11 protein-coding genes are annotated in these 18,049 nt (G+C 71.3%); 2 read left to right on the top strand and 9 right to left on the bottom strand.

The features are described from left to right. The 5 genes from EEJ42_RS43295 to EEJ42_RS43315 all read right to left on the bottom strand — a co-directional run. The coding region (locus EEJ42_RS43295; RefSeq protein ID WP_148082218.1) for an ATP-binding cassette domain-containing protein at positions 1-605 on the bottom strand (605 nt) is incomplete at its 3' end. A gap of 292 nt (positions 606-897) precedes the next feature. Further along, positions 898-1,932, bottom strand: a complete 1,035-nt coding sequence (locus EEJ42_RS43300) for an oxidoreductase (RefSeq protein WP_123107620.1) — start codon at positions 1,930-1,932, stop codon at positions 898-900. A 185-nt stretch (positions 1,933-2,117) separates the two neighbouring features. After that, positions 2,118-3,920, bottom strand: coding sequence for a BCCT family transporter (locus EEJ42_RS43305; protein WP_123107621.1), 1,803 nt, complete (start codon positions 3,918-3,920; stop codon positions 2,118-2,120). Between the two features lie 99 nt (positions 3,921-4,019). Next, on the bottom strand, positions 4,020-5,351 hold the full coding sequence (locus EEJ42_RS43310; RefSeq protein ID WP_123107622.1) for a M14 family metallopeptidase: 1,332 nt from the start codon (positions 5,349-5,351) through the stop codon (positions 4,020-4,022). A gap of 83 nt (positions 5,352-5,434) precedes the next feature. Further along, complete coding sequence (locus tag EEJ42_RS43315) at positions 5,435-7,405, bottom strand: Xaa-Pro dipeptidyl-peptidase (RefSeq protein ID WP_246097753.1); 1,971 nt, start codon at positions 7,403-7,405, stop codon at positions 5,435-5,437. Between the two features lie 172 nt (positions 7,406-7,577). Between EEJ42_RS43315 and EEJ42_RS43320 the strand changes: the two genes are divergently transcribed. After that, complete coding sequence (locus tag EEJ42_RS43320; RefSeq protein WP_123107623.1) at positions 7,578-9,062, top strand: M1 family metallopeptidase; 1,485 nt, start codon at positions 7,578-7,580, stop codon at positions 9,060-9,062. 25 nt (positions 9,063-9,087) lie between these two features. Here EEJ42_RS43320 and EEJ42_RS43325 read toward each other — a convergent pair whose 3' ends face one another. Further along, on the bottom strand, positions 9,088-9,936 hold the full coding sequence (locus tag EEJ42_RS43325; RefSeq protein WP_123107624.1) for an oxygenase MpaB family protein: 849 nt from the start codon (positions 9,934-9,936) through the stop codon (positions 9,088-9,090). A gap of 77 nt (positions 9,937-10,013) precedes the next feature. Further along, positions 10,014-13,778: a glycoside hydrolase family 2 TIM barrel-domain containing protein gene (locus EEJ42_RS43330; protein WP_246097755.1), complete on the bottom strand. Its 3,765-nt coding sequence runs from the start codon at positions 13,776-13,778 to the stop codon at positions 10,014-10,016. Positions 13,779-13,976: 198 nt separating this feature from the next. On the opposite strand from EEJ42_RS43330, the gene EEJ42_RS43335 reads away from it, so the two are divergent. Beyond that, complete coding sequence (locus EEJ42_RS43335; RefSeq protein ID WP_123107625.1) at positions 13,977-14,720, top strand: MerR family transcriptional regulator; 744 nt, start codon at positions 13,977-13,979, stop codon at positions 14,718-14,720. A 19-nt stretch (positions 14,721-14,739) separates the two neighbouring features. Here EEJ42_RS43335 and EEJ42_RS43340 read toward each other — a convergent pair whose 3' ends face one another. Then, the gene (locus EEJ42_RS43340) at positions 14,740-15,624 is read right to left on the bottom strand and encodes an alpha/beta fold hydrolase (RefSeq protein WP_246097757.1); all 885 of its coding nucleotides are present in this window, start codon (positions 15,622-15,624) and stop codon (positions 14,740-14,742) included. A 101-nt stretch (positions 15,625-15,725) separates the two neighbouring features. Then, positions 15,726-17,924 (bottom strand): 3-hydroxyacyl-CoA dehydrogenase NAD-binding domain-containing protein, encoded by a 2,199-nt coding sequence (locus EEJ42_RS43345; protein WP_123107626.1) that lies wholly within the window; start codon positions 17,922-17,924, stop codon positions 15,726-15,728. Positions 17,925-18,049: the final 125 nt, after the last annotated feature.

Below are 18,049 nucleotides of genomic sequence, written 5' to 3' on the forward strand. Positions count from 1 at the left end.
TTGACGAAGGTTTCGAGGCGCTGGAGGCCGTCGAGGTCGAGGTCGTTCGTCGGCTCGTCGAGCAGGAAGACGTCGTACCGGCTCAGCAGCAGCGAGGCGAGACCGGCGCGGGCCGCCTGGCCGCCGGAGAGGGCGGTCATGGGACGGTCGAGCGAGATGTCGAGCCCGAGGGAGGCGGCGACCTCGTCGGCACGTTCGTCGAGGTCGGCCGCGCCGAGCGACAGCCAGCGCTCCAGGGCGACGGCGTACGCGTCGTCCGCGCCCGGGGCGCCGTCCGCGAGCGCCTCGGTGGTGGCGTCGAGGTCGGCCTGCGCGGCGGCCACGCCGGTACGGCGGGCCAGAAACGCCCGTACGCTCTCCCCCTCCCGCCGCTCGGGCTCCTGCGGAAGGTGGCCGACCGTGGCGTGCGGCGGGCTGATCCGGATGGTGCCCTGTTCGGGGTCGGTGAGCCCGGCCAGCAACCGCAGCAGGGTCGACTTCCCGGCTCCGTTGACCCCGACGAGGCCGATGACCTCGCCCGGCGCGACGACGAGGTCGAGCCCGGAGAAGAGGGGGCGGTCACCGTGTCCGGCGGCCAGATCCTTGGCGACGAGAGTGGCAGTCATAAGGCGCCCGATTTTAACCGGGGCATGGCGGCCGGTGGGCCGCGGTCGGCAACGGCGGGGAGGGGGTCGGGGTCGCAGGGGTGGGGTCCTGGACACCACGTGTATTTGTGGCGCCGGTCGTCAAACGGCCACTTCACGCTTCCGAGCTGCGGCGCCGTAAATAGACGGTCCAGGGCCCTGCCCCGGAGGCCCCGGCCCCCGCACCCACCACACACCACCCCCGCACCCGCACCCGCACCCGCACCCGCACCCGCACGGGCACCGGCACCGGCACCGGCACCGGCACCCACACCTACCGCGCTGTCGCTGCCGTCAGGACCGTGTCCGTCGTGCGGGCCACCAGGAAGGACTCGCCTCGGGCCGCCTTCGGGGGAAGGGGCAGGCGGTGGACGCCCGGGGGCAGGGGGGCGTCGTGGACGTCGAGGGTGTGGGGGCGGGAGAGGCGGTCCAGGCGGTGGGCGGCAAGGCGGACGCGGCACTCGGAGGCGACCTCGACGAGCGCTTCGCCACCCCGCGCGGCGAGCCGGACCAGGCGGCGGCGGTCCGGCGGGGTGCGGTCCAGGGCCTGTTCGACCTGGGCGACGAGCAGGGGAACGATGGGGGCGAGGCCGGTGATGAACACGGCGTCGGAGCGGGCCTTCGCGAAGGCGTCCCGTACGGCGTCGCGCTCGTCCTGACGGATCGTCCGGCCGAAGAACACCACAGCGTAGCGGCGGAGTTCGCCCGCGTGGGCGCCGACCGCGTCGAGGGTGATCTCGGCGCCGAGCCCGGTGCGCCGCAGCGCGGCGGCGAGCTTGGCGAGGAGGGCGGCGCGTCGGCCGATGAGGAGGACGCGGCGGTCGGCGGAGAGGTCGTGGGCATCGGCGGTGTGCAGCAGCCGGGTCAGTTCGGCGCGGTATTGGTCGCCGTGGAAGCGGTAGGGGCCGATGCCGTGGTAGCCGTCGCGTTCGGGGTCGGGGGTGGTCCGGTCGGTCTGCCAGAGGAAGTCCCGCCAGACGATGTCGGGCCCGTCCCGTTCGATGACGGCGGTGACCGCGCCGCAGGCCAGCCCTTCGCATTCGGGGCAGCCGTAGATGACGTGCCGTCCGCCGTCGAGCGGTGGCTCGGTCTCCAGCAGGAGCCTGTGGACCTGCTCGGCGAAGACGGTGGGGCCGAGGTCGGAGGCGAGCGGGGAGACGGCGTCGAGGTCGGCGAGGCGCGGCAGCAGGGGTCTGCCGTTCACCTCGAAGTCCAGGAAGTCGCGGTGCATTTGGTACGCGCCGTCGGACAGGACGCCGCCGGCGCGCATGGCCGGTACCAGCCCGAAGGTGGCGTACTCGGAGGTCATGCCCCAAGTATTCCCCCATCGGGGCAGCGTCACCGCGACCCGCCCAGGGGGTGTCTTGTCGATCAGGCCGGGCTCCCGGCGAGGGGCCGGAACCGCCTCTCGCCGGAGCCCCGCTGCCCCGGGAGACCGGGGGCGGGGGTCCGGCGAGAAGGCGTCGTCCCACCGCGTGGGTGGGACGGGGAGGGCTAGCGGGTCTCGCCCGTGGAGACCCGGTCCTCGCCCGCACCGTTCTTCGCGCTGTCCGCGGTCGAGGTCTCGGCCTCGCCCGTCCCGGCGGCGCCGTCGATGTTCTCGGCGGGAGCGGCCGGGCCGATCCGGATCTCGAACTCGCCGTCGTACTTCTCGTGTCCGGCGATGACGGCCATCTCGACCGCTTCCTCGCCCTTCTCGCCACGCACGATCAGCGGGTCGCGGCGCAGGTCCTTCAGCAGGGCCCAACACAGGCCGACCATCACCAGGGTGAAGGGTGCGGCCACCAGGATCGTCAGGTTCTGCAAGCCGGTGAGCGCGTCGTCACCGCCGCCGCCGACGAGCAGCATGACGGCCGCGACGGCGCCCGTGACGACGCCCCAGAAGATGACGACGAAGCGGCTCGGCTCGAAGGAGCCCTTCTGCGAGAGGGTGCCCATGACGATCGAGGCCGCGTCCGCGCCGGAGACGAAGAAGATGCCGACGAGGATCATCACGATGACGCTCATGACGCTCGCCATCGGGTACTGGTCGAGCACGCCGAACAGCTGACCCTCCGGCGTGGTCTCCTTGCCCAGCTTCCCGGCGGCCTGGAGCTTCATCGACGAGCCACCGAAGATCGCGAACCAGATCAGGCTGACGGTGCTCGGCACCAGGATCACACCGCCGACGAACTGCCGGATGGTGCGGCCGCGGCTGATCCGCGCGATGAACATGCCGACGAACGGCGTCCAGGAGATCCACCAGGCCCAGTAGAAGACGGTCCAGTCGCTCAGCCAGGTCGCGACGGTGTCGCCGCCGGTCGCCTCGGTGCGGCCGACCAGCTGCGGCAGGTCACCGATGTAGGAGCCGATGGACGTCGGGAGCAGGTCGAGGATGATGATCGTGGGACCGGCCACGAAGACGAACACGGCCAGGAACAGCGCCAGCACCATGTTGATGTTGGACAGCCACTGGATGCCCTTGGCCACACCCGACACGGCGGAGGCGATGAACGCGACCGTCAGCACCGCGATCACGGCGACCAGCAGCCCGGTGCCGACGTCGCTCTTCCAGCCGAGCACCTCGATGCCACTGCCGATCTGGAGCGCGCCGAGCCCGAGGGACGCGGCGGAGCCGAAGAGGGTGGCGAAGATCGCGAGGATGTCGATGACGCGGCCGCCCGCGCCGTTGGCGTGCCTGCTGCCGATCAGCGGGGTGAAGACGGCGCTGATGGTCTGGCGGCGGCCGCGGCGGAAGGTGCTGTACGCGATGGCGAGACCCACGACCGCGTAGATCGCCCACGGGTGGAGCGTCCAGTGGAACAGCGTCGTGGACATGGCGACCTGCATCTTCTCGGCCGCGCTGCCGGGGTCGGTCCCGGGCGGCGGGGTGACGAAGTGCGCCAGCGGCTCACTCACCCCGTAGAACATCAAGCCGATGCCCATGCCCGCGCTGAACATCATCGCGACCCATGAGACAGTCTTGAACTCGGGCTCCTCGCCTTCCTTCCCGAGCGTGATCTTGCCGTAGCGGCTCATCGCCAGCCACAGCGCGAAGATCACGAAGCCGGTGGCGGCGAGGATGAACGCCCAGCCACCGTTGTGGATCAGCCCGGACAGCATGCTGTCCGAGACGGACTCGAGCGCGCCGGTGAACACGGCTCCCCAGACCACGAACGCGAGGGTGAGCCCGGCGGATACGCCGAACACCACGCGGTCGGTCCGGGGAGCCGGGGTCGGGTCGGGACTACCGGGAAGGTCTGCCGTGACCGGAGGGTCGTTTCTTACGTCCCCCGTGTCCTTCTGTGTCTCCGTCACGCATGAACCTTTCACTGTGTTTGTTTTCACTGGGTTTACTGGAACGAATATGCGGCTACCCAGTAGTCGGATACGTATGTCAATACGACTCCCGTTGTGTCAGCACGTGTTCACGGGCTGACCAGCAGTGAGGTGATAGGCTGCGCGGCCGTCCAGCAGCAGCGGAACGAGGGCGCGCAGCGGCTGCCGCAGCGGTACGAGGACATCGTGTCCGGCGCCACGGAGGGCCCGCGTCCGTATCCCGTGAAGGGCCAGCTCATCCCGTATGTCGGTGTACTGCGCGGCGTCCAGCCGGTAGCCGCACGGCGGGTCCTGGAGGACGTCGCCCTCCCCGGCCGGGTCGTTGTCCGCGCCGCCGAGGTAGACCGGGCCGTGGTCCGCGTAGCCGGCGAGCCGGGCCGCGGTCGTGGCGGCCTCGATCCGCGGACGCCGCTCCTTCACGAAGTCGAACGCGCCGTCCAGGGCGGCGAGTTGGGAGCCCACCCGGCGCTTGTTGTTGACGGCGGGGTCGGCCTTCTCGGCGTCGGTGAGCGGGTCGACACGGGTCTCGACGAGCTGTCCGACGCTGTTCTTGGCCCCGGCCGTGTTCCGCAGGATCCGCTCCTGGCCGTCGCCCGCCACCTGCTTGACCGGCTCGCCGGTCTCCGGGTCGGTCCAGATGCCGTAGACGCCGGTGGAGAAGCCCTCGGCCTCTGCGTGCGGGCGCACGTACGCGTCCGAGAGGGTACGCGCCTCGCGGTGTACGGCAGTTGCGGTGTTGAGGTTGCGCGGCCACAGGGCCAGCAGGTCCTTCATGTAGTACGGGACGGTGGCCCCGTACTCGTGCAGGTCGTACACGGTGTCCGGGCGCCAGTCGCGGATGACGCGCGCCATGGCGCGGGACTCGGCGGTGGCGAGCGTGATGTGGTCGCGGTTGATGTCCGTGCCCTCGGAGTTGCCGCGGGTGTCGGCGGCCCGGCCGTCGGGGTTGGCCGTGGGCACGACGAGGACGTTCGTACGCTCCAGGAAGCGGCGGGTCCCCGGGTCCTTGGCGTAGGCGAGGTCGCGGATGGTGGTCAGACACGCCTCGCGGCCTGACGGCTCGTCACCGTGCTGGGAGCAGATGAGCATCAGGGAGTTGCCACGGGCGGCCCGGGCGGCGTCGGCGGGCGCCGCGGGGGCGCCGATCCGCACCAGGTTCAGGGGGCGGCCCTGTGCGGTGGCGCCGATGGTGTCGACGGCCACGCGCGCACTGGCCTTGTCGACGGCCGCGAGGAAGTCCGCCTCCTCGTCCTGCGTCGTCCAGCGCGCACCCTTGCTGGTCTCGAACCCGGTACGCGGCGGCGCCCCCGGTTCGGCCCGGGCGGGCGCGGCCAGGAGCGATCCGGTGAGCAGCGCGCCGAGCGCGCCGCAGGTGACGGCGGTGCGGACGAAGGGTGCGGGTGAGAACACGGTGCGGACCTCCTGGGGTCACGGTGCGGTGCGGTGGTGCCCGGTGAGGCGCCCGGGTGCGGGCGGCCTCACCGGGTGTCGGGTCAGCGCAGGGGCAGGGGCGACTCGATGTGCGGGGTGCGGATGCCGCGCAGCCGCTCCGGGGACGGGGCGGCCCCGGGCACAGCGCCCTCGGCCCGCAGGGAGCCGGCCAGCGGGAGGCGGGCCGAGGTGCGGTTGAGGTCGAGGGTCAACCGGGGTGTGGTGGTGGGCGGTTCGAGGAGTCCGGCGTCCGTACCGGCGATGATCAGGCCCAGCCGGTGGCCCGCCGGGACGACGTGGTCGGTGGCGGCCAGGTCGAGGGTGATGGTGTACGGCTTGCCGGGGGTCAGCGGGCGGCCCTTGCGGGCGTCGGCATGGTGGCCGAGGTCGGCCCAGCCGCGGCTGAAGACGGTGTGGTCGACCGCCTCCGTGTCGGCCGCGGTCACCTTGAAGCAGGCGCTGTCGCCCGCCGTGCTGCTCCCCCAGCAGGTGCGGTCGTCAAGGGTGACGATGCCTTCGCCCGCCGCGCCGTAGTCACGGATGGTGTCCGGGCCGAGGTCGACCAGGACCGCGCTCAGGTGGGCGCTGGTGGTGGACGGGGTGGCGGTGACCGTCACGGTGCCGGAGCCGGACAGCCGCAGGTCGCGGGTGAGCGGTGGCGTGCTGAAGCCCGCCTTGGCCGCGGTCGGCCGGTCGATGTCGGCGGCCCAGTCGCTCTCGCTCAGCCGGGGGTCGTCGGTGAAGGCCGCGGTGGCGCCGGGCCGCGCCCGCTCGGTGCCGAGGACACCGACGCCGGGGGTCTTCCCGGGGGCCGGGCGCAGGGTGGTCTGCCGCGTACCGGACGGGGGCCAGACACGGTCGGTGGACCACTGGTCGGGGGCGCGCTCGATGTCGGCCATCGGGGTGCGCTCGATGCCGTTGTCGATGCCGAGGAGGTAGTGGTCGAACCAGCGGTGCAGCGTCTTGACCCAGGTTCCGCGCCGGAAGTCGAACGGGTCGACGTGTCCGGTCTGGGAGAGCCAGATCTTGCGCTCCACGCCCGCGTCGGCGAGCGCGTTCCACCACTGTCCGAGGTGCTTGGTGCGGACGTTGAGGTCCTGCATCCCGTGGACGGCGAAGACGCTGGCGCGCACCTTGCGGGCGTCGGGGACGTAGTCGCGCGCGCTCCACAGCCCCGTCCAGTCGCCGCTGCGCGGGGCACCGTCGACGAGACGTTTCTGTACGGCGTCGCAGCGCCCGTGCGCGGCGTCGCTCTCGACGGCGCCGGCCAGCCCGTCGGGACCGGAGCCGAAGAGGGCCGCGCCCTTGGCGAAGTAGTAGTCGTACCAGGAGGAGATGGCGCCGATGGGCACGATGGTCTTCAGGCCCTTGACGCCGGTGGCGGCGACGCCGTTGGCGATGGTGCCGTCGTAGCTCTTGCCGATCATGCCGGTGCGGCCGTTGCTCCAGGACGCCGTGACGGGCTTGCCGCCGGACGCGGCGCTGTATCCGGTGGCGCGGCCGTTCAGCCAGTCGACGACGGCCTTGGCGGACTGGATGTCGGAGCGGCCGCCGACGTCGACACAGCCGTCGGAGCGGTTGGTTCCGGCGAGGTCGACGAGGACGGTGGCATAGCCGCGCGGGACGAAGTAGTTGTCGTAGAAGAGCGGGAACAGGACCGGTTTGCCGTTCGCGTCATAGGTCTTGATCTGGCTCTCGTTGCCGCGTCCGCAGCAGGAGTAGTACGGACTGGCGTCCATGATCACGGGAACCTTACGGCCCTGCCGGGCGGCTTCGCGCGGCCGCACGATGTCGACGGCGACCCGGTCGGTCCTGCCGTCCGCGTCGCCGTCGAGCTTCGTGTCCACCCATACGGATTCGCGTATGGCGTCGTCGTAGGAGTACACGGGTCTGCTCTCCCGCACCGTGGCCGCGTGGGCCGGTGAGGTGCCGAGGGGAGACAGCGGTAAGAGGGTGGCGGCCACCAGTGCGGTGACCGCCGGAACGAGGTGCCTGGCCCAGTGGATGCGGGGTTTCCGCCTACGTAGCAGCACGGGCCGGACGTTAGCGCGAGTGAACTCTTGTACAGAAGAGGGCGGACGGCGCGGCGGGGCTCCTGTGGCGGCTGGATGTCGATTGCATGTCAGATAACCGATGGACGGGAAGTGTGCACACGGAGTACATAGAGTCGCGAGTGATCGTTCTCCCCTACGAGTTGGAGGACTCGTGCGTCACCACAGACTCATCGTCCCGAGCGCGGCCGCGGCCTGCCTGCTGCTGGCGATCCCGGCGTCGGCGGCCGAACCGGCGCCCGGCGCGCCCGGCATCGGGGACTCCTACTACCCCTCGTACGGCAACGGCGGATACGACGTCTCCCACTACGACCTGCGGCTGAAGTACCAGCCGAAGACGGACCGCCTGGAGGGCACGGCGACGATCGTCGCCAAGGCCAAGCAGGATCTGTCCCGCTTCAACCTCGACTTCGCGCTCGACGTGCGCGAGGTGCTGGTGGGCGGCAAGAAGGCGGCGTTCACCAGGACCGGCGACCACGAGCTGGAGATCACCCCGTCCGCGGCGCTCGACTCCGGCCGCCCCTTCACCGTCGTGGTGCGCTACAGCGGCACGCCGTCGAAGGTCGAGGCGGGCGGCTTCACGGGCTGGCAGCGGACGCCGGACGGCGGGGTCGCGGCCAATGAGCCGGAGTCGGCGTGGTGGTGGTTCCCGAGCAACGACCATCCGCTGGACAAGGCCACGTACGATGTCTCGGTCGCGGTGCCGGACGGTACGCAGGCCATCAGCAACGGCGTCCTGACGTCGAACAGCTCGCAGCTGGGCTGGACCCGCTACAACTGGCGCTCCAGCAAGCCGCAGGCCACCTATCTGGCCACGCTCGCGGTCGGCAAGTTCGACATCACGACGGACACCACCGCGAACGGGCTGCCCGTCCTCAACGCCTACAGCAAGGACCTGGGGGACACCGCGGGCGCGGCGCGGGCCAGCATCGAGCGGACGGCCGAGATCGCCGACTGGGAGTCCACGGTCTTCGGCCCGTACCCCTTCGAGGCGCTGGGCGGCTATGTGCCGAACGTGTCCGCCGGATTCGCCCTGGAGACCCAGACCCGGTCCTTCTACGGCCCGAAGAAGTTCGCCAAGGGCTCGAACGTGTCGGTGGTCGTGCACGAGCTGGCACACCAGTGGTTCGGCGACAGCGTCTCGGTGAAGGACTGGCGCGACATCTGGATCAACGAGGGCTTCGCGAGCTACGCGCAGTGGCTGTGGTCGGAGAAGGAGGGCGAGGGCACGGCGCAGGAGCTGGCGGACTACACGTACGACTCCTACCCGGCCGACGACCCGTTCTGGAAGGTCGAGCCGGGCAACCCGGGCGCGGAGAACCAGTTCCACGAGGCGGTGTACGACCGGGGCGCGCTGGCGCTCCAGGCGCTGCGGAACCGCGTCGGCGACAAGGACTTCTTCGCGATCCTGAAGGGCTGGACGACGAAGAATCGGTACGGCAACGCCTCGGTGAAGGACTTCGTCACGTACGCCGAGAAGGTCTCGGGCGAGCCGCTGGCCGCGCTCTTCGACACCTGGCTGTTCACCCCGTCGAAGCCGGGGGCGACGCAGGCCCGGGCGGCGGAGCTGAGCCCGGCGAAGGCGCCGGTGCGGCCGAAGTCCTGGCAGAAGATCCAGGCGGCGCACTCCGAGCGGTGACGTCGCGTCGGCCGCCGGGCCCCTTCTAGGTGGTCCGGCGGCGGGCGGCCCGGCGGGCCTCGCGGGCGATCGGGAGGTACCGCCACCGCTCCGGCAGCAGCGGCACCACCACCCGCACGGCCAGCCCGAACCGGCGCAGCCGCCGCTCCCGCGCCGGCGTCCACGACAGCCCGATCGCCTCGCGGGCGTCGGGCGGCATCAGCCCCGCCGTCAGGAACGCCCGGAAGCGGTTGAACAGCGGGCGCAGCAGCGGCCAGGCGGCGCGCGGCAGCGGAGCGGCGGGCGGGGGCAGGGGCGCGTCGGCCGCGACGAGCTCCCGTACGACGGCCGTCGCCTCCAGCTCCTCGCGCAGCACCCGCCGGTAGTACGGCCAGAACTCCTCGACCGTCCGCGGCATGTCGCGGTCCTGAAGGCCGAGGATCCGGCCGACCCGGAGCAGCTCCGCGTAGAGCTGCCGCTCCTCCGCCCCGGTGAACGGGCGGCGGCCCAGGTAGCGCTGTGCGTGCAGGTAGGCGGGGAAAGCGGTGGCGTGCACCCAGGCGTAGAGCGCGGGATCGAGCGCGTGGTACGGGCGCCCGTGCGCGTCCACGCCCCGGATCGGTTCGTGGGCCGTCCGCAGCCGCCGTCCCTCCCGCGCCGCCCGCTCCCCGCCGTACACCCACAGCTGGACCGACTGGAGGGAGCGCTCGCCGCGCCCCCAGGGGTCGGTGCGGAAGGCGGAGTGCTGGTCCACGCCCGCGCCGACGCCCGGGTGCGCCACCTGCATGGCCGTGGCGGCGGGCAGGGCGAGGACGCTGCGTATGTCACCCGCGATGGACCACAGGATGCCGCCGACGGGCGGCGGCTCCGGCGGGGTCTGGTGTGTGGTGCTCATACCTCCATCGTGACGCGCGCCGGAGAACGCGCCGGTGCCCGGGCCGCGGCCCGGGCACCGGCTGGGGGCGGTCGCTGTCAGTCCGCGGGCAGGGGACGCAGCGTGAGGGTGTAGTCGTACGCCTTGTCGGCCTTGACCCGGTACTGGTCGCGCACCGGGTTCGGGGTGTCGCCGACGCCGGTGACGGCGTGGTCGGCGTGCAGGGTGTTCCAGCCCTCGTTGCGCTTCAGGAGGTGAGGGTAGGCGGCGCGGTCGAGGTCGTCGTACGCGCTCGCGCCCACCTCCAGGTCGCCCGAGACCAGCAGGCCGCCGCTGCGGCCGTCGGTGAGCGAGGCCCAGCGCACGTCGTCGTGGTTGCCGTGGTCCTGGGGCTTGAGGTACTCGGTGTACTGGTCCTGGACGGAGGAGGACCAGACGCCCATGGGCGTGCCGTCCTTGCGGTCGTTGTAGTTCTCGACCGGGCCGCGGCCGTACCACCGGAACGTGTCGTACCGCTCCGGCACCTTCAGCTTCATCCCCACCCGCGGCAGGTACGACAGCTTGGCCGCCTCGTCGCGCGCCTGGACCTGGTGCCGGATGCCGATCTCTCCGGAGCCGTCGACGCGGTACGTCATGGTCTGGTCGAAGGACGCGTTGGTCGCCTCGGGCGGGGTCACGGTGGTGTGGAAGGCGACGGTGACCGTGCCGTCGTCGCCCGGGGTCACGTCCATGCCCATGACGGTGGCGCGCAGCCGGTCGAGGCCGAGGGAGCGCCACTGCTTGCCTTCGGCGGTGCCCCATTCGGAGCGCTCGTTGCTGATCGGGGCGCGCCAGACGTCGAGTTCGGGGCCGGAGGTGAGGAGTTCGCGGCCGCCCGCGCGCATCGAGGTGAGCGTGCCCTTCTTCTTGTCGAAGGTGTAGCGGAAGTCCGGGCCGGTGACCTCGACCGTGTCGCCCTTGACCGTGGACGTGGCCTTGGCGTCGCCGTTACGCGCCCGCTCGGGCTCGGGGACCTTCGTCCCGCCGACCGCGAACTGCCCGAAGGAGACCACGTGTCCGGCCTTCGCCCAGTTCGCGTCGTGGGCGGTCACCGCCTCGACGGTGAGGTAGCGCTCGTAGCCGTCCGGGTTCGCGGGCGGGGCGGGCAGCTGGACCTCTTCGCTCGCGTCCGGCCCGACGTTCAGGGCGCGGGTGCCGCTCGCGACGGTCTTCGCGCCTTCGGTGACCTTCCAGCGCAGTTTGAGGTCGGAGGTGCCGGTGAAGACGCGCTCGTTGGTGATCTTGACCTTGCCCTCGCGGGCGTCGGCGTCGGTGAGACGGATCGGCGCCTGCACCCAGGCGAGCTGGGCGGTCTCCGGCTCCGGCTTGCGGTCGGCGGTGACCAGGCCGTCCACGCCGGACTCGTAGAGGCCGTACGACAGATAGTCGCCCTTGCGCTGGAAGGTGTCGAAGTCCAGGGCGATCAGGGCGTCCCGCTTGGGGTCCTCACCGGCGGCGAGCCGCGCCGCGCCGAGGGCCGTGTCATAGACGCGGACCTGGTCGATGGTGCCCTTGGCGGTGCGTCCGGGGTAGCCGTCCTCCATCGTGTCGGCGTTGCGGCCGACGCCGAGATCGTAGCCGGTGTAGTCGATGCGGCCGCTCCAGGGCGTCTCGGCGAGCTGTTTGCCGTCGACGTAGAGGTGCAGCGCGCCGCCGTCGTAGGTGCCGGTGACGCGGTGCCAGGCGCCGGTCCAGCCCTGGGGGACGTCCGCGGTCACCGTGCGGGGCTTGCCCTCGCTGGTGATCGTGAACTCCAGGGTGTCGGCGTCCTTCATCCGCAGCACGTACTGGTCACCCTTGCTGACCATGGTGAAGTCGCCCGTGAACTCCTCAGCGGGCTTGACCTGGGCGTCGAGGGTGACCCCCTTGCCGGTCAGGTCGAGCTTCGGATCGCGGTAGGTCTCCACGAAGTCGTCGAGACCGGACAGGTACAGCGCCTTGTTGTGCTTACCGTGGTTCCCGTCGACCACCTTCGGCTTGCCGGACAGGCTCGCGGCGACGCGGTTGCCGGAGGAGTCGGGGGTGGTGATCAGGGGGCGCTTGATGTTCTGCTCGGCCCAGTCCCAGATGAAGCCACCCTGGGCGTTGGGGTATTTCCGCATGACCTCCCAGAACTCCCGGAAGTTGCCGAGGCTGTTGCCCATCGCGTGGGCGTATTCGCCCATCACGATCGGCTTGGTGAAGGTCTTGGCCTTCTCTTCGAGCTTCGCGGGTGTGGGGTAGCGCGGGCCCGCGATGTCGGCGAACGGAGCGTCGCCGTCGGGCCGGTTGGGCTGGTGGTACAGCGGCCGGGTCGGCTCGTTCTTCTTCGTCCACTCGGCCATGGCGTAGTGCGCCTTGCCGAGCCCGGCCTCGTTGCCGGTGTCCCACATGATGACGCTGGGGTGGTTCTTGTCGCGCTCGACCATGCCCTGGTGGCGTTCGAGGAACGCCTTCTGCCACTCGGGCTTCTCGGCGAGGCAGTCGTCCGGGCAGTTCTCGAAGCTGTGGGTCTCCACCTCCATCTCGTCGTCGATGAGGATGCCCTCACGGTCGGCGAGTTCGTAGAGGTAGGGATCCGAGGGGTAGTGGGAGGTGCGGATCGCGTTGACGTTCAGCCGCTTCATCAGCCGTACGTCCTGCTCCATGCGCTCCCGGGTGGCGTACCGGCCGGTGGTGGGGTCGGTCTCGGCGCGGTTGACGCCGCGGATGAGGATGCGCTTGCCGTTGAGCTTGAGCTGCTTGTCCTCGACCTCGACCTCGCGGAACCCGACGCTCTGCCGGGCGGTCTGCGTGACCTTGCCGTCGGCGTCGCGCAACTTCAGCACCAGCTGGTACAGGTTGGGCGTCTCGTCGGACCACTTGGCAGGGGTCTTCACCTGTGCCGTCAGCTCGGCCTTGCCGTCCGCTTCCTCGGCGGACAGCCGCCGCACCTCGCGGCCGCGCGGGTCGTACAGCACTCCCGTGACCCGCTGCTTGCCCTTCGTCCCGCCCTCGGCGCGCGCGATGTCGACCTCGGTGCGCAGCGTGGCGTCCCGGTAGTCGGCGTCGAGGTCGGTGGTGACGTACGCGTCCTCCATCCGGGTCTTGGGGGTGGAGTACAGCGACACGGAGCGGAAGATGCCCGCGAAGCGCCACTGGTCGTAGTCCTCCAGGTACGAGCCCGCGCTCCAGCGGTGCACCTGGACGGCGACGCGGTTGTGGCCGGGCCGTAGATAGTCGGTGACGTCGAACTCGGCCGGGACGTAGCCGCCCTGGTCGTAGCCCACGTAGCGGCCGTTGACCCAGACGAACGCGGCGGAGGTCATCCCGTCGAAGCGGAGCACCTGCCGCCGCCCGTCCCAGCTCTTCGGCACCTGGACGTCCCTCAGGTACGCCCCGGTGGGGTTGACGTCGCGCGGGACCTTCGGGGGTTTCTCGGGGACGATCTCGCCGTCGATGTTGCGGAAGATCGGGTGGTCGAGGTCGTCGGTCTGCCAGGTGTGCGGGACCTTCACGCGCTGGAATCCCTGGGAAGAGGACGCGTCGTAGCCCTCCTTCCAGAAGCCCGCGGGCGCGTCCTCGGGCTTGTCGGCGAGGGCGAACCGCCAGCTGCCGTCGAGGCTGCGCTGCCACTTCTCCGCGTCCGGCCCGGTGGGCTTCAGGCGGGTGTGCGGGGGCTCCTGGCCCTCACCGGTCTTCTCCGGGTCCTCGAGGTAACTGTGCACATCCGCCGGGAACTTGCCCGCGTCCGGCGCTCTTCCGGCGGCGCTGTCCGCCGTGGTGAGGGCGGCGCCGAGCGCGGTGGCCATGGCAGCCGCCACCGCGATCAGTCGTGTGCCGTATCTGCCGCGTACCGTGCCCAATCCGACCCCACCTCACATATTCGCAAGAAAACCAACACAGCTGAACAGCGATGCACGCTATTGGCCGGGTAAAGAGAGCGTCAACGGTGCGGACGGATCTCTGTGCGATCGGATAAGGCCGCAAGGTTTCACAGTGATGATGAGACAGCAATACTGATACGCCTGAGCGGGCAGCACACCGGAGAGCGAGGCGCGCCCATGAGCACCCCCGACAGCGAGGAACCGACCCTCACCGTCGACGAGCTGGCGGCCCGGGCCGGCGTGACCGTCCGTACGATCCGCTTCTACGGCACCCGCGGACTGCTCCCGCCGCCCGCCATCGGCCCGCGCCGGGTGGGGCACTACGGGCCCGGGCACCTGTCGCGGCTGGCGCTGATCGAGGAGTTGCAGCACCACGGCATGACCCTCTCCGCCATCGAGCGCTATCTGCGGCAGCTCCCGGAGGACCTGAGCGCGGACGACCTCGCCATCCACCGCGCCCTCGTCGCCTCCTGGGCGCCCGAGGCACCCGAGGAGGCGACCCGCGAACAACTGGCCCGGCGGGCGGGGCGCGAGCTGTCGGACGAGGACGTCGACCGGCTGGCCGCCCTCCACGCGCTGGAGCGCACGGACCGGCCGGACGTCTTCCGCGTCGACCCCGGAGTGCTCCACCTGGGCCTGCGGCTGCTGGACGTCCCCATCGACCTGGAGACGATCCTGGCGGCCCACACCGTCGTGCTGGAGCACAGCCGCTCGGTGGCCCGCGAGCTGGGCCGCCTCTTCCGCGACGAGGTGTGGGGCCCGGAGCGGGAGCCGGAGTCGGGCGGCGGGGCCGAGCGGGTGGCGGCGAAGAAGTCGCTGTCGGCGGACATGCAACCGCTGGTGGTGCAGGCGCTGGTGATCGCGTTTCAGCGGTCGATGAAGCAGGAGCTGCGCGCCTGGTACGGGATGGCCGCCGACTGAGCCCTCGTGGGGGGTGCGCTCAGCTCTGTACGAGGGCGGCGGCCAGCTCGGCGGGGCGTACGGCGAACGGCGAATGGCCGCCCGGCAGCGTCCGCACCGTGAACGGCTGGTCCGGCATCGCCGCGTCCGCCTCCGCGATCATCAGGTCCTGCACCGCGGGCGTGAGGGCCCGGTCCTCCGCGCACCGGATGAAGGTCCGCGGGATACGGCCCCACCGCTCCCGGGTGAGGGCGACCGGGGTGGTCGGTATCGCGAACGGCATGTCGGGGCTCAGGGCGTGGCGCCAGCGGGCGAAGGACCCGGCGGGGACGTCGTGGTAGTAGGCCCGCCGCAGCTCCTCCGCGTACTCCGGGTCGGCGGACAGCGGATTGATGCGGAACGCGCCGATGGCCTCCGGGTCGCCCACCATCAGCCCCTGGCCGCGCGTGGCCGCGGCCTGCTCCGGGGACGTCATGTAGTCGGCGAAGCGGGGGCGTCCCGCGGGCACGACGGACGACAGATAGACCAGCTCGTCGACCAGTTCCGGAGCCTGCTCCGCGGCCAGGGAGGCGGAGACGCCACCAGCGCTGTGCGAGACCAGGACGACCCGCCGGTGGCCGCGCACCGCGCGCAGCGCCGAGACGACGGCCCCGGCGCACTCCTCCAGGGTCAGCCCGGCCAGCGCGGACTTCTCGGTCGCGAGACCCGGCTGGCCGGGGGCGTGATAGCCCGAGGGCACCGGGGCGTCGAAGCCGTGCCCCGGCAGGTCGACGGCGAGGCTCACCGCGCCGAGCCCGGCCAGGGCGCGCTGGGTGGGCGCCCACTGCCAGGAGGAGTGCCAGGCGCCGTGCACCAGGACGAAGAGGGTGCCGGTGGGGGCGGGGTGGTCGTTGCCCATGCTGTTCATGTTGCTCGTGTTGCTCATGGGGACAGTCCACCCGCTCGGCGTGCGCTTATGCATGGCTATATCTCGCCAACGGGGCGCCGATATTCGCCAGATATCGGCGCCCCGGTCCCGTGCCCCGGTCAGCTCACCGCCCGCTCATCCGTGAAGCGTTCGCCGCGCTCCGCCTTCTCCAGCAGGAGCGGCGAGGGTGCGAAGCGCTCCCCGTACGCCGCCTCGAGCTCCCGGGCGCGGGCCACGAAGCCCGCCACGCCGCCCTCGTAACCGTTGATGTACTGGAGCACCCCGCCCGTCCAGCCGGGGAAGCCGATGCCCAGGATCGAGCCGATGTTGGCGTCGGCGACGGACGTCAGCACGCCCTCCTCCAGCAGCCGCACCGTGTCGAGGGCCTCGCGGAAGAGCATGCGCTCCTTCATGTCCTCGAAGGGGATGCTGTTGTCGGGGGTGGTGCCGAAGTGTTCGCGCAGCCCCGGCCACAGCCCCAGGCGCTTGCCGGTGGCCGCGTCGTACTCGTAGAAGCCCGCTCCCCCGCTGCGCCCCGGGCGCCCGAATTCGTCCACCATGCGGTCGATGACCTCGTCGGCCGGGTGCGGCCGCCACTCGCCGCCCGCCTCCAGCGTCGCGCGCCGCGTCTCCTCGCGGATCCTGCGCGGGAGGGTCAGGGTGAGCTCGTCCATCAGGGAGAGCACCTTGGCGGGATAGCCCGCCTGGGCCGCGGCCTGTTCGACCGAGGCCGGGTCGATGCCCTCGCCGACCATCGCCACGCCCTCGTTGATGAAGTGTCCGATGACGCGCGAGGTGAAGAAGCCGCGGGAGTCGCTGACGACGATCGGGGTCTTGCTGATCTGCCGCACCAGGTCGAAGGCGCGGGCCAGCGCCTCCTCCCCGGTGCGCTCGCCCTTGATGATCTCGACCAGCGGCATCTTGTCGACGGGTGAGAAGAAGTGCAGCCCGATGAAGTCACCGGCGCGCTGCACCCCCTCCGCCAGCATCGTGATCGGCAGGGTGGAGGTGTTGGAGCACAGCAGCGCATCGGGCTCGACGATGGACTCGATCTCCTGGAAGACCTTGTGCTTGAGCGCCGGGTCCTCGAAGACCGCCTCGATGACGGCGTCACAGCCCGCGAGGTCGCGCGGGTCGGCGGTCGGGGTGATGAGGCCCAGCAGGGCGTCGCGCCGGGCCTCGCTCGTACGGCCCTTGGCGACCGCCTTGGCCAGCAGCCCTTCCGCGTACGCCTTGCCCTTGGCGGCCGCCTCGTCGGAGACGTCCTTCAGGACGACCTCGATACCGGCCTTGGCGCAGGCGTAGGCGATGCCCGCGCCCATCATCCCGGCGCCCAGCACCGCGACCTTGCGGACCGTGCGCGGTTCGATCCCCTGTGGCCGGTTGGCACCGGAGTTGACCGCCTGGAGGTCGAAGAAGAACGCCTGGATCATGTTCTTGGCGGTCTGGCCGACGACCAGTTCGGTGAAGTACCGGGCCTCGATGGTCTGCGCCGTCTCGAAGTCGACCTGCGAGCCCTCGACGGCGGCGGCGAGGATGTTGCGCGGCGCCGGGTAGGGGGCGCCGTTCAGCTGCTTGCGCAGATTGGCGGGGAAGGCGGGCAGGTTGACCGCGAACTTCGGGTCCGCCGGGGTGCCCCCGGGAATCCGGTACCCCTTCTCGTCCCAGGGCTGCCGCGACTCGGGGTGGGCATCGATGAAGGCGCGCGCCCTGGCCAGCATCTCCTCCGGCGTGTCCACGACCTCGTGCACCAGCCCCGCCTCCAGCGCCCGGCGCGGGGCGTACCGGGTGCCCTGGAGCAGCACCTTGAGCAGCGCGTCGGCCACGCCGAGCAGCCGCACCGAGCGGACGACCCCGCCGCTGCCCGGCAGCAGGCCGAGCGTGACCTCGGGAAAGCCGATCCGCGACGCGGGGGTGTCGAGCGCGACCCGGTGGTGACACGCGAGGGCGATCTCGAAACCACCGCCGAGCGCCGCGCCGTTGATCGCGGCGACGACGGGCTTGCCGAGGGTTTCGATGCGGCGCAGTCCGCGCTTGATGCGCAGGTTGGTCTCGAACGCCTGCTGGGCCTGGTCGGGCCCCAGCGTGACCATGTCCTTGAGGTCGCCGCCCGCGAAGAAGGTCTTCTTGGCGGAGGTGACGATGACGCCGCGGATCGACCCCTGTTCCGCCTCCAGCCGGTCGGCGACCGCGTCGAGGGAGGCGATGAAGGCGGCGTTCATGGTGTTGGCGGACTGGCCGGGGTCGTCGAGCACAAGGGTGACGACGCCGTCGTCGCCCTGCTCCCAGCGAATGGTCGAGGCGGTGGCGTTGCTCATCTCACGGTCTCCAGAGGCGAGGGGGGCGGAACGGAAGCGGGTCGGAAGCGGATGCGGATGCGGACGGGACGGGCTCCCCCGCCCCTGGACCCCGCCGGGTCCCACGCGGCCCCGCCGCGCGGGAC

This window comes from Streptomyces botrytidirepellens (genome assembly GCF_003721215.1).
In the GTDB taxonomy this organism is placed as follows: Bacteria; Actinomycetota; Actinomycetes; order Streptomycetales; family Streptomycetaceae; genus Streptomyces; species Streptomyces himastatinicus.

Excerpts from the sequence above, each read along its gene's own strand:
- EEJ42_RS43300 (WP_123107620.1), bottom strand. The coding sequence starts at position 1,932 with ATGACCTCCGAGTACGCCACCTTCGGGCTGGTACCGGCCATGCGCGCC.
- EEJ42_RS43325 (WP_123107624.1), bottom strand. The coding sequence starts at position 9,936 with ATGAGCACCACACACCAGACCCCGCCGGAGCCGCCGCCCGTCGGCGGC.
- EEJ42_RS43335 (WP_123107625.1), top strand. The coding sequence starts at position 13,977 with ATGAGCACCCCCGACAGCGAGGAACCGACCCTCACCGTCGACGAGCTG.
- EEJ42_RS43340 (WP_246097757.1), bottom strand. The coding sequence starts at position 15,624 with ATGAGCAACACGAGCAACATGAACAGCATGGGCAACGACCACCCCGCC.
- EEJ42_RS43345 (WP_123107626.1), bottom strand. The coding sequence starts at position 17,924 with ATGAGCAACGCCACCGCCTCGACCATTCGCTGGGAGCAGGGCGACGAC.